Origin of the sequence: Streptomyces sp. ActVer, assembly GCF_027270795.1 — a bacterium.
GTDB classification, from domain to species: Bacteria; Actinomycetota; Actinomycetes; order Streptomycetales; family Streptomycetaceae; genus Streptomyces; species Streptomyces umbrinus_A.
Genome location: NZ_JAPWHT010000336.1, coordinates 1 through 11,489 on the forward strand (window position 1 = coordinate 1; position 11,489 = coordinate 11,489).

At 69.3% G+C, this 11,489-nt stretch carries 9 protein-coding genes and 2 pseudogenes; 4 read left to right on the forward strand and 7 right to left on the reverse strand.

Translation table 11 applies throughout. The annotated features are described in order from the left end of the window. From O3Q52_RS37960 to O3Q52_RS37970, 3 genes and pseudogenes are all read right to left on the reverse strand, one after another. Nucleotides 1-611, reverse strand: a pseudogene (locus O3Q52_RS37960) (hypothetical protein); the annotation flags it as partial. Between the two features lie 155 nt (nucleotides 612-766). Further along, nucleotides 767-2,311, reverse strand: coding sequence for a S8 family serine peptidase (locus O3Q52_RS37965; RefSeq protein WP_269653146.1), 1,545 nt, complete (start codon nucleotides 2,309-2,311; stop codon nucleotides 767-769). Between the two features lie 62 nt (nucleotides 2,312-2,373). Then, entirely contained in the window at nucleotides 2,374-3,897 is a 1,524-nt protein-coding gene (locus tag O3Q52_RS37970; protein WP_269653147.1) for a S8 family serine peptidase, read from the reverse strand. Nucleotides 3,898-4,292: 395 nt separating this feature from the next. Between O3Q52_RS37970 and O3Q52_RS37975 the strand changes: the two genes are divergently transcribed. The 3 genes from O3Q52_RS37975 (at nucleotide 4,293) to moaA (ending at nucleotide 7,469) form a co-directional block, all read left to right on the forward strand. Continuing rightward, entirely contained in the window at nucleotides 4,293-4,649 is a 357-nt protein-coding gene (locus tag O3Q52_RS37975; RefSeq protein WP_269653148.1) for a DUF485 domain-containing protein, read from the forward strand. Further along, nucleotides 4,646-6,289, forward strand: coding sequence for a cation acetate symporter (locus tag O3Q52_RS37980; protein WP_269653149.1), 1,644 nt, complete (start codon nucleotides 4,646-4,648; stop codon nucleotides 6,287-6,289). The genes O3Q52_RS37975 and O3Q52_RS37980 overlap by 4 nt, the downstream gene beginning before the upstream one ends. A gap of 190 nt (nucleotides 6,290-6,479) precedes the next feature. Then, nucleotides 6,480-7,469 carry a GTP 3',8-cyclase MoaA gene (gene moaA, locus O3Q52_RS37985; protein ID WP_269653150.1) on the forward strand — a complete coding sequence of 330 codons (990 nt, stop codon included), beginning with the start codon at nucleotides 6,480-6,482 and terminating at the stop codon, nucleotides 7,467-7,469. A 69-nt stretch (nucleotides 7,470-7,538) separates the two neighbouring features. Here moaA and O3Q52_RS37990 read toward each other — a convergent pair whose 3' ends face one another. Together O3Q52_RS37990 and O3Q52_RS37995 are read right to left on the reverse strand one after the other, a co-directional pair. Further along, entirely contained in the window at nucleotides 7,539-7,787 is a 249-nt protein-coding gene (locus tag O3Q52_RS37990; RefSeq protein WP_269653151.1) for a hypothetical protein, read from the reverse strand. A 262-nt stretch (nucleotides 7,788-8,049) separates the two neighbouring features. Continuing rightward, on the reverse strand, nucleotides 8,050-8,436 hold the full coding sequence (locus O3Q52_RS37995; RefSeq protein ID WP_269653152.1) for a DUF3099 domain-containing protein: 387 nt from the start codon (nucleotides 8,434-8,436) through the stop codon (nucleotides 8,050-8,052). Nucleotides 8,437-8,648: 212 nt separating this feature from the next. Between O3Q52_RS37995 and O3Q52_RS38000 the strand changes: the two genes are divergently transcribed. After that, nucleotides 8,649-8,924, forward strand: coding sequence for a GlsB/YeaQ/YmgE family stress response membrane protein (locus O3Q52_RS38000; protein WP_269653153.1), 276 nt, complete (start codon nucleotides 8,649-8,651; stop codon nucleotides 8,922-8,924). A gap of 113 nt (nucleotides 8,925-9,037) precedes the next feature. On the opposite strand, the gene tyrS is transcribed toward O3Q52_RS38000, so the two are convergent. Both tyrS and O3Q52_RS38010 read right to left on the reverse strand, forming a co-directional pair. Then, nucleotides 9,038-10,300: a tyrosine--tRNA ligase gene (gene tyrS / locus O3Q52_RS38005; protein ID WP_269653154.1), complete on the reverse strand. Its 1,263-nt coding sequence runs from the start codon at nucleotides 10,298-10,300 to the stop codon at nucleotides 9,038-9,040. Between the two features lie 67 nt (nucleotides 10,301-10,367). Then, nucleotides 10,368-11,384, reverse strand: a pseudogene (locus O3Q52_RS38010) (metallopeptidase TldD-related protein); the annotation flags it as partial. Between the last annotated feature and the right edge of the window lie 105 nt (nucleotides 11,385-11,489).

Consider the following 11,489-nt stretch of genomic DNA (forward strand, 5'->3'; position numbering starts at 1 on the left):
AGCGGCGGGAGGCCCCGCGAGGCGGCGGAGCCCAGCGTCCCGCGCTCGACGAGCGGCTGCCCGGCGACCGCCGCCCCCTGCTCGTGCCGCGCCCATTCCTCCGGTGTGCGCAGCGCGACGGCGAGGCCCCCGGCCGCGTACACCGCGTCCTCCACCTCCACGGCCGGCCGCTCCGCCAGGCACCCGGCCACGGCCTCCACCGAGGCCTCGCCCGGCAGCTGCAGGGCGCCCAGCAGCCGCGCCCGGTGATGCGGATAGTTCGCATGCGTGCGCACCCACCCGTCCGCCGTGCGCCAGAACCGCGACAGGGGCGCGAAGGTGACCGGCGCCCGCCCGGCGACGAGGAGATGCCGCTCGCTCACGAACGCCGTGGCGACGGCTCCGTCGTCGACCCGCACCTCGGGCACGTCGGCGAGCCCCGCCCGCCGCGCGCCCAGTTCGGCGGCGGCCAGCGCGCACGCCCCCACGCACGCCCGCGCCAACTCCCGTACGGGCAGCCGTGCTTCCAGCGCGCCGGACCGTACGACGGCCGACAACCGTGGGACCAGCGCGGGATCCCCGCCCAGCGCGGCCCACGCGAACTCCGTGGTCGGTGCGTCCGAATGCGTCATACGGGCACTATGCAGGGTGTACGCGATCAACATGGGACGCGGTGTCCGGCACGGGACGCGGCGCCCCCGGACGCGCGAGAGCCGGGTGGCCCGCGGGCCACCCGGCTCGACTTCCCTGAGGGAAGCTCAACTCCCCTCAGGGAGGCGTTACTTCGCTACTTGGTCACCGCGTCCAGCGCGTCGGCGGTGCCCCAGCCGTAGAAGCCGTTGTAGTTCTTCGGCCCCTCGCAGACCGCGTCGACCTTGCCGTCGCCGTCGATGTCGTACGGCTTGGTGCACGGCGTGGCGTCGGCCCCCGCGTACAGCAGGGCCTTCACCGCGGCCGCCGAGGCGCGCGGGTGCGTCGACTTGATGAGTGCGGCGACGCCCGCGACGTGCGGGGACGCCATCGACGTTCCGGCCATGTAGCCCCACTTGCCGCCGGGCAGCGGGCCGAGGATCAGGCCGCTGGTGGCCGGCGGGGCCGGGGTCTGGAAGCGTGTCGAGTCGCCGCCGGGGGCCGCGATGTCGATGACGCCCAGGCCGTGGTTGGAGAAGGACGACTTGATGCCCTTCGCACCGGTGGCCGCGACCGTGACAACACCCGGCAACTGGGTCGGGATGTCAAGACATTCCGACGGGTCGATGACACGCTCCGAAGGAGTCGAGTCGTTCGGCGACACCGGGTCGGTGATCTCGTCCGCGGAGAGGTCGTAGTTCTCGTTGCCCGCCGCCGCGACGTTGACCGTGCCCTTCTTCTCCGCGTACCGCGTCGCCCGGCTGATGGCCTCGACGAGCGCCTTCTGGTCCGGGTCGTTCTTGCAGTTGAAGTACCACGGGTCGGTGTAATAGCTGTTGTTCGTGACGTCCACGTCGTTCTCGGCCGCCCACATGAAGCCGCAGACGACGGCCTCCGTGTAGAAGAAGCCGGCCGTCGTGGAGACCTTGATGCCGGACACCTTGACGCCCGGCGCGACCCCCGTGACACCGACGCCGTTCTTGGCGGCCGCGATCTCGCCCGCGACATGCGTGCCGTGCGGGCTCTCGGCGGCGCTCGGCCGCCATGCCCCGCCGGTCGTGTCCGGCTTGCCCGACACGCAGTTGACCGACGCCTTGCGGTCGAAGTTCGGCGCGATGTCGGGGTGCGTGTCGTCGACGCCGGTGTCGATCACGGCGACGGTGACCTTCTTGCTGCCGAGCGTCTTCTCGTGCGCCTTGTCCGCCTTGATGGCGGGCAGATCCCACTGCAGCGGCTCCAACGGGTCCTGCCCGGCCGCCGCCTCGACGTCCGCGACCTGCTCCGAGGTGAGCACCTTGGGGGTGCCGACGTCGGTCGTGGACTGCGCGGGCAGCGGGGCCGTGCGCGTCGAGCCCGCCGATTCCACCCCGCGCACCTTGCGGATCGTCTTGGCGAAGTCGGCGTTCGACGAGTGGACGACGATCACGCCGATCTTGTCGTACGACGTCACGATCGTGCCGCCGGCGCGCGCGATGGCCTTCTTCACCTGGGAGGAAGGACCGTGCCCGGCGCGGACGTTGACGACGTAGCTCAGCGGGGTGGCCTCCGCCGAGATCTTCGCCGCCGCGTCGGCGGCACCGGCCGTGTCGGGCGCCGGGGCCGCCGACGCGCTGACGTTCGGCAGGAAGGCGAGAGCCGCCGCCAGGGCCATTCCCAGCGGGATGGCTATGACGCGGCGGGAGCGCGTCTGAGGCGCTGTCATGCTGTCTCCAGTTCGTTTCGCGAATACGTGCGGGCCGTGCGGGAAGTCCCGGGAAACGCGGGCTACTTGACCGCCTTCAGCGCGTTCACGATGCCGAAGCCGTAGAAGCCGTTGACACGCTTGCCGCCCTCACAGTTGGCGTCCTGGGTGCCGTTGCCGTCCTGGTCGTACGAGTCCGGGCAGCCCGGGTTGTCCGCCTGCGCCTTCAGCAGCGCCTGCAGCTGGGCCGGGCTCGCCCACGGGTGCTCGGACTTCAGCAGCGCGGCGACACCGGCGGCGTGCGGCGACGCCATCGACGTCCCCTGCAGGAAGCCGTACTGGTTGTTCGGCATCGTGGAGAGGATGCGGCCGTTCTTCGACGGGGTGTCCGGGATCTGGTAGAGCCGGTCACCACCCGGAGCGGCGACGTCGACGACACCCTTGCCGTACGTGGAGTAGTACGACTTGAGGTTCTGTACGCCGGTCGCGCTGACGGTGACGATGCCCGGCAACTGGGTCGGCACGTCGAAGCACTCGCCCGGGTCGATCGTGCGGGTGACCGGGGTCGAGTCATCGGGGCTCGTGTCGTCGACGATCGCGTCCGAGTCGAGGTCGTGATTGGAGTTGCCGGCCGACGCGAGGTGCAGGGTGCCCTTCTTCGTGGCGTACTGCTGGGCCCGGTTGACCGCGTCGACGATGGCCTTCTGGTCGGGGTCGTCCATGCAGTTGTAGAGCCACGGGTCCACGTAGTAGCTGTTGTTCGTGATCTCGACGCCCTGGTCGGCGGCGAACACGAAGGCACAGACAACACTCTCCGGGTAGAAGAGGCCGTTGTCCGGGTCGCTGACCTTGATGCTGGAGACCTTCACGCCGGGCGCGACACCGGCCACGCCGATGCCGTTGCGGGCGGCGGCGATCTCACCGGCGACATGGGTGCCGTGGTAGTCCTCGGCGGTGTACGGACGCCAGGCGCCCTCGCTCGTGTCGGCCACGCCGCCCACGCAGTTGGCGGACTGCTTGGCGGAGAAGTTCGGGGCCAGGTCCGGGTGGGTGTCGTCGACACCCGTGTCGATCACGGCGACCGTGACCTTCTTGCTGCCCGGGTTGATCTTGGCGGCCTTGTCGGCGCCTATCGCGCGCAGGTCCCACTGGTCGGCCTCAAGGGGCTCGCTCTCCGGGGTGGCCGCGGCCTTCACCTTGGCGGCCTCGGCGGCCGACAGGTAGTCGGCGGCGCCCTCGTCCGTCGTCCCCGCCGCGGTCAGCGGCGTCGTGCGCGTGGCACCGGCGGACTGCACCCCGCGCGCGGTGCGTATCTGCGGGCCGAACTCCGGGTTGGCGGAGTGGACGACTATGACGCCGATCTTCTCGTACGTGATGACGACGGTGCCGCCGGCGTTGGCTATCGCCTTCTTCACCGACGCGATCGTGCGGTGGTCCGTCTTGGTGTTGACCACGTACGCGAGATTCGGGCCGTCCGCCGCTGTCACGGCGGGAGCGGACTGCGGGGCGGCCGACGCGACACCCGGAATGAGGCCGAGCGAGGCGGTAAGGGACAGAAGCACGGGCACGACGAGAGCGAGATGGCGTCTGGAACGCAGATGAGCCATGGGATCTCCACATCATCCGGAAACGGAACCAGCCCGAACACAGGTGGTGCCCGGGCAGGTACATGACGGGGTGGTGCAGGCCCGAAGCTATCTCCCGTCGTCCCTGGCCAGCAATGACTTACGGGGATGTCTTCCGAAACGTCGGCCACGACTTCCGAAAGAAGTGACCGGAGTTGAACCGCTCCTCACGCGGCTCCGTGACGTTGAGCAGGGAGCACGAGCACGATCGAGCCCCCTGTCGGATCACGCCCGGGGCACCTGACATCGCCACCCGGCCCACGTGATCCACATCACCGTGAGGTCAGAAATCAGTCATGTCCGTACCCAGCCCGTCCCCCGATCCCCAGAGACCCCCGTCCAACGTCGCAACCGCACCCGCAACGCGAGGAGACTCCGTGGCCACCGACGCACCGCCCCCCTCGAAGACCGAACCTCATTTCCCCACCACCGAGGAATTCGTTGAGGTACAGGAGAGCGCCGAGTTCGGTGAACTGCGCCGCGCCCACCGCTCCTTCGCCTTCCCGCTGACCATCGGCTTCATCAGCTGGTACCTGCTGTACGTCCTGCTGTCGATCTACGCGGACGACTTCATGGGCACCAAGCTCTTCGGCAACTTCAACGTCGCCTTCGTCCTGGGCCTCGCCCAGTTCCTCACCACGTTCCTCATCGCCTGGTGGTACGAGCGGCACTCCTCGTCCAAGCTCGACCCCAAGGCCGAGGCGATCAAGTCCCGGATGGAGGGCGGCGCATGAGCCCCGCGATCACTCAGGTCCAGCTCGCGCAGGCGCAGCTCGCGGCGGGGGAGGCCAGCCAACACCGACCGCTGATCATCTCCCTGTTCGCGGTCTTCGTCGTCGCCACCCTCGTCATCACCGTCTGGGCGGGCCGGCAGACCAAGGACGCCGCCGACTTCTACGCCGGCGGCCGTCAGTTCAGCGCCTTCCAGAACGGCCTCGCGGTCTCCGGCGACTACATGTCCGCCGCGTCGTTCCTCGGTATCGCCGGCGCCATCGCCCTCTTCGGGTACGACGGCTTCCTGTACTCCATCGGCTTCCTGGTCGCCTGGCTGGTGGCCCTGCTCCTGGTCGCCGAGCCACTGCGCAACTCCGGCCGGTACACGATGGGCGACGTCCTCGCGTACCGCATGCGCCAGCGCCCGGTGCGTACGGCGGCCGGCACCTCCACGATCGTCGTCTCGATCTTCTACCTGCTGGCGCAGATGGCGGGCGCGGGTGTCCTGGTCTCGCTGCTGCTCGGTATCACCAGCGACGCGGGGAAGGTCGGCATCGTCGCCCTGGTCGGCGTCCTGATGATCGTGTACGTGACCATCGGCGGCATGAAGGGCACCACCTGGGTCCAGATGGTCAAGGCCGTGCTGCTCATCAGCGGCACCCTGCTCATCACCTTCCTGGTGCTGCTCAAGTTCGACTTCAACGTCTCCGACCTGCTCGGCAAGGCGGCCGAGAACAGCGGCGGGGGCGCGGCCTTCCTGGAGCCGGGCCTGAAGTACGGCCTCACCACCACGTCCAGCATCGACTTCATCTCGCTGGGCATCGCCCTGGTGCTGGGTACCGCGGGCCTGCCGCACATCCTGATCCGCTTCTACACGGTGCCCAACGCCAAGGCCGCGCGTAAGTCCGTGAACTGGGCGATCGGCATCATCGGCGGCTTCTACCTGATGACCATCGCGCTCGGGTTCGGCGCGGCGGCCCTCATCTCCAAGGAAGAGATCGTCGCGTCCAACCCCGCGGGCAACACGGCCGCGCCGCTGCTCGCCCTGCATCTGGGCGGCGTCGACTCGGCCTGGGGCGCGATCCTGCTCGCCACGATCTCCGCGGTGGCCTTCGCCACGATCCTCGCGGTGGTCGCCGGTCTGACCCTGGCCTCGTCCTCGTCGTTCGCCCACGACATCTACGCGAACGTCATCAGGAAGGGCACGGCCACCGAGAAGGAGGAGATCAACGCCGCCCGGTACGCGACCATCGGTATCGGTGTCGTCTCCATCGGCCTCGGCGCCCTGGCCCGCGACCTCAACGTCGCCGGTCTGGTCGCCCTCGCCTTCGCGGTCGCGGCCTCCGCCAACCTGCCGACGATCCTCTACAGCCTCTTCTGGAAGCGGTTCACCACCCAGGGTGCGCTGTGGTCGATCTACGGAGGCCTCACCACGGCGGTCGGCCTGGTGCTGTTCTCGCCGGTCGTCTCCGGCAAGGCCACCTCGATGTTCCCGGACGTCGACTTCCACTGGTTCCCGCTGGAGAACCCGGGCATCATCTCCATCCCGGCCGGCTTCCTGCTCGGCTGGCTCGGCACGATCCTGTCCAAGGAGGAGCCGGACACCGGCAAGTACGCCGAACTGGAGGTCCGCTCCCTCACCGGCACCGGAGCGCACTGACCGTCCCGCCCGGCGGCCGCGTCGTAGATCCCTACGACGCGGCCGCCGCGCGTCTCGTGGGATCAGGGCCCGACTCGTTGTCGGTCCCGTCACGTAGGCTCGCTGGTATCGGATCGACTGATCGACCAACTGATCGACCAGATGTCTCTGCCGAGATCCGTACGGAAAGAGCTAGAGGGAGGGGGCCCACGTGCTCATCGACACCTACGGCCGAGTGGCCACCGATCTGCGTGTCTCGCTGACCGACCGGTGCAACCTCCGGTGCACGTACTGCATGCCCGAGGAGGGCCTGCAGTGGCTGGCCAAGCCCGACCTGCTCTCGGACGACGAGATAGTCCGCCTCATCGACATAGCCGTCACCCGGCTGGGCATCACCGAGGTCCGCTTCACCGGCGGCGAGCCCCTGCTGCGCCCCGGCCTCGTCGGCATAGTGGAGCGCGTGGCGGCGCTTGAGCCCCGTCCCCAGATGTCTCTGACGACGAACGGCATCGGCCTCAAGCGCACCGCGACCGCCCTGAAGGCGGCGGGCCTGGACCGGGTCAACGTCTCGCTGGACACCCTGCGCCCCGACGTCTTCAAGACCCTCACCCGCCGTGACCGCCACAAGGACGTCATCGAGGGCCTCGAAGCCGCCCGCGCCGCGGAGCTGACCCCGGTCAAGGTCAATTCCGTACTGATGCCGGGACTGAACGAGAACGAGGCGCCCGACCTGCTCGCCTGGGCCGTGGAGCACGACTACGAACTGCGCTTCATCGAGCAGATGCCCCTCGACGCGCAGCACGGCTGGAAGCGCGACGGCATGGTTACTGCCGGTGACATCCTCGCCTCACTGCGTACGCGCTTCGAGCTCACGGAAGAGGGCTCCGAGGAGCGGGGTTCGGCACCGGCCGAGCGGTGGGTCGTGGACGGGGGTCCGCACCGGGTCGGTGTGATCGCCTCCGTGACGCGCCCGTTCTGCTCGGCCTGCGACCGTACGCGGCTGGCGGCCGACGGCCAGGTCCGCACGTGCCTCTTCGCGCGCGAGGAGACCGACCTGCGGGCCGCCCTGCGCTCGGACGCGCCGGACGAGGGGATAGCCCGTATCTGGCGGCTCGCCATGTGGGGCAAGAAGGCGGGGGCGGGCCTGGACGACCCGACGTTCGTCCAGCCGGACCGGCCGATGTCCGCCATCGGCGGCTGAGCGCTCCACGGGGAGGCCGGTTGTGCGGCTGCGGGTGAGTGGGGGCTGGCCGCGCAGTTCCCCGCGCCCCTAAAGGGGCCCTGGGGACTCCCAGTCCTCCAGGAGTACGACGTCCTTCAGGAAGCCCCGGACGCCCAGGAACTGGGACAGGTGCTCCCGGTGCTCCTCGCACGCGAGCCACGTTTTGCGGCGCTCCGGCGTGTGCAGTTTGGGGTTGTTCCAGGCGAGGACCCAGACCGCGTCGGCTCGGCAGCCCTTCGCCGAACAGATGGGGGAGGAGGGCGAGGACGGGTCGGAACCGGGGACGTTCAGAATCACGTCTCGACCCTACGTCAGCGGTGTCGGCCGACCCTTCCGGGTGCTGTCGAGGAGGCCGTGAACCCGGCTCCACAAAAGGCGACGCCGAGCAGCCACGGGGGGAGCTGCCCGGCGTCGGTCTGTCGCTCCGACGGGGGATGCGGAGCGCGTACGAAGTATGTCACGGGTAACCCGCTGCCCGGCACCGGAACAACATGATTGATCTGAGCTTTTCTTGAGCTTGGTACGGTCCGGAATTACGGTCACGGACGATCGTTCGTGGTCAGGTCCGCTCGTGCGGCTCGTCCCGCAGGCGGGCGCCCGGATCGGTCACGAGGTCCTCCGGGACGGATTCCGCGGCGTCGCTAGCACGGGGCGCTGCGAGCATCGGACGGGTCGGCGCGGTCACGAACGTGGACGGCAGCGAGGGCGCGTTCTCCCGGCCCGCGTTGGCGATCACCACGGCGACATAGGGGAGCAGGATGCCGAGCGCCAGGGCAACGACGGCGACGTGCCGTTCGACGTTCCAGAGAGTGGCCGCGAGGATCACCGAGAGTGTGCGGACGGACATCGAGATGATGTAGCGGCGCTGCCGGCCACGTACATCGTCGGCGAGGCCCTGCCTGGCTCCGGTGATCCGGAAGACCTCGACCTCGCTCTGCTTCCGCATCACGTTCCTCCACCCGCCTGTGTCGGACGCTCCCCTGGCCCGTACAGCCTCCACGTTACGCCGCGGCTGCGTCGCCTACGAGACCGGGGTAGGTCCGGTTTCGGTGGGGGAGCGCTGCGCCGTACCGCGTATGGCCGTGCCCGACATGCGCCGTATGGCGGACAGGCCGAGACTGGGCGTAATGCTCACGTAGAGCCGTATAGGAGGCAGCCATGGGCTGGTTGTGGGCGATCATCGTGGGGTTCGTGCTGGGCCTGCTGGCCAAGGCGATCATTCCGGGCAAGCAGCACAGCCCGCTCTGGCTCACCACGATCTTCGGGATCATCGGCGCGACCGTCGGCAACGCGATCGCCCGCGGCTTCGGCATCGACGAGACCAACGGCATCGACTGGGGCCGCCACGCCCTCCAACTCGCCGCCGCGATCGTCATCGTCTTCCTCGGCGACATGATGTACACGGCAATGCGGAGCAACAAAGAGAGAGCCTGAACGGGGGGCGCCCCTTCAGGGGCGCGGGGCTGTGACATCTGCGGCTCCGCCGCGTGGGCGCGACCAGCCCCCACGCACCCGCACCGACGAACCAACCCGCCGTTCGCATGCTCCTAGCGGAGCTCAACGGCTGCGAGGTTCTTCTTGCCCCGCCGCAGCACCAGCCACCGCCCGTGCAACAGATCCTCCTTGCCGGGAACGGCATCCTCGGCGGCCACCTTCACGTTGTTCACGTAGGCACCCCCCTCCTTCACCGTCCGCCGCGCAGCGGACTTGCTGGCCACCAGCCCCACCTCGGCGAAGAGGTCCACCACCGGACCGAGTTCGGCGACCTGGATGTGCGGCACCTCGGAGAGCGCCGCACCCAGCGTCGCCGCGTCGAGGTCACCCAGCTCACCCTGACCGAACAGCGCCCGCGACGCGGCGACCACGGCGGCTGTCTGCCCGGTGCCGTGCACCAGCGTCGTCAGCTCCTCGGCGAGCGCGCGCTGCGCGGCCCGGGCCTGCGGACGCTCCTCGGTGAGCTTCTCCAGCTCCTCGATCTCCTCGTGGGACTTGAAGCTGAAGATGCGCAGGAACTTGGATACGTCCCGGTCGTCCGCGTTCAGCCAGAACTGGTAGAACGCGTACGGCGTCGTCATCTCCGGGTCCAGCCAGATGGTGCCCGACTCCGTCTTGCCGAACTTGGTGCCGTCCGCCTTGGTGATCAGCGGTGTGCCCAGCGCGTGCACCACGGCCTCGGGGTCGACCCGGTGGATCAGGTCGGTGCCCGAGGTGAGGTTGCCCCACTGGTCGCTGCCGCCGGTCTGCAGCGTGCAGCCGTACCTCCGGTAGAGCTCCAGGAAGTCCATGCCCTGCAGGATCTGGTAGCTGAACTCCGTGTAGCTGATGCCCGCGTCGGAGTTGAGCCGCCGGGAGACGGCCTCCTTCGCGATCATCTTGTTGACCCGGAAGTGCTTGCCCATGTCACGCAGGAACTCGATGGCCGACAGGCCCTGGGTCCAGTCCAGGTTGTTGACCATCACCGCGGCGTTCGGACCCTCGAAGTCCAGCAGCGGCTGGATCTGGGCACGCAGCCGCTCGACCCACTGGGCCACGATGTCCGGCTCGTTGAGCGTGCGCTCCGAGTTCGGCTTCGGGTCGCCGATCAGGCCCGTGGCGCCCCCGACCAGGCCCAGCGGGCGGTTGCCCGCCTGCTGGATCCGGCGCATCGTGAGGATCTGCACGAGGTTGCCGAGGTGCAGGCTGGGCGCGGTCGGGTCGAAGCCGCAATAGAACGTGACGGGACCGTCCGCGAACGCCTTGCGCAATGCGTCCTCGTCAGTGGAGAGGGCGAGCAGCCCGCGCCACTTCAGCTCGTCGACGATGTCCGTCACGGTTCTCGTGTCTCCTTGGATGATCTTCGGGCAGCCGGGATGTCGGCCGACTGCGAGGCTATCGAGGTTATACGCCCTGACTGACAGAGCTCATATTGAAGTCGGGCACCCTCAGGGCGGGCATCGCGGCCCTGGTGAACCAGTCGCTCCACTCGCGCGGCAGGGTCTTCTCCGTGCGCCCGGCCTCGGTCGCCCGCCCCAGCAGGTCCACCGGCGACTCGTTGAACCGGAAGTTGTTCACCTCGCCGACGACCTGGCCGTTCTCGACGAGGTAGACGCCGTCGCGGGTCAGCCCGGTCAGCAGCAGCGTCGCCGGGTCGACCTCGCGGATGTACCAGAGGCAGGTCAGCAGCAGACCCCGCTCGGTAGCGGCGACCATGTCCTCCAGAGACTTGTCCTCGCCGCCGTCGAGGATGATGTTGCCGATGCCGGGGGCCACCGGGAGACCGGTCAGGCCGGCGCTGTGCCGGGTGCTCGTCAGATGCCGCAGCTCGCCCTCACTGACCCACTCCGTGGGCCGGAGCGGCAGTCCGTTGTCGAAGACGGAGGCGTCGTCGCCGGAGGAGTGCGTGAGCACGAAGGGCGCGGACTCCAGGCCCGGCTCGTTCGGGTCGCTGCGCAGGGTCAGCGGCAGGTCGGTGAGCTTCTCACCGACGCGCGTCCCGCCGCCGGGCTTGCTGAACACCGTCCGGCCCTCGGCCGCGTCCCGGGCTGCCGCCGACCACATCTGGTAGATCAGCAGGTCCGCGACCGCGGTCGGCGGCAGCAGCGTCTCGTACCGGCCCGCGGGCAGCTCGACGCGCCGCTCGGCCCAGCCCAGCCGCGTGGCCAGCTCCGCGTCGAGCGCCGCCGGGTCCACGTCCTTGAAGTCCCGCGTCGACCGGCCGGCCCACGCCGAGCGCGTACGGTCCGGCGACTTGGCGTTCAGCTCCAGCGTCCCGTTGGGCTGGTCGTGCCGCAGGCGCAGACCCGTGGACGTACCGAGATAACTGGAGACCAGCTCGTGGTTGGCGAAGCCGTACAGCTCGCGACCGCCGGCACGCGCGCGTGCGAACGATTCGCCGAGGGCCGGGGCGAAGTCCGCGAGGACCGCCGACGGGCTCACCTATCTGCAGAGCGCGTCCGACCTCGCACAGGTGATCGCGGCCGGCTCCTTCCCGTTCCCCAACCAGCAGGTCGACATGGACGC

Bases quoted from the DNA above. Each gene is read 5' to 3' on its own strand.
- O3Q52_RS37965 (WP_269653146.1), bottom strand. From the start codon at position 2,311: ATGACAGCGCCTCAGACGCGCTCCCGCCGCGTCATAGCCATCCCGCTG.
- O3Q52_RS37970 (WP_269653147.1), bottom strand. From the start codon at position 3,897: ATGGCTCATCTGCGTTCCAGACGCCATCTCGCTCTCGTCGTGCCCGTG.
- O3Q52_RS37980 (WP_269653149.1), top strand. From the start codon at position 4,646: ATGAGCCCCGCGATCACTCAGGTCCAGCTCGCGCAGGCGCAGCTCGCG.
- O3Q52_RS37995 (WP_269653152.1), bottom strand. From the start codon at position 8,436: ATGCGGAAGCAGAGCGAGGTCGAGGTCTTCCGGATCACCGGAGCCAGG.
- O3Q52_RS38000 (WP_269653153.1), top strand. From the start codon at position 8,649: ATGGGCTGGTTGTGGGCGATCATCGTGGGGTTCGTGCTGGGCCTGCTG.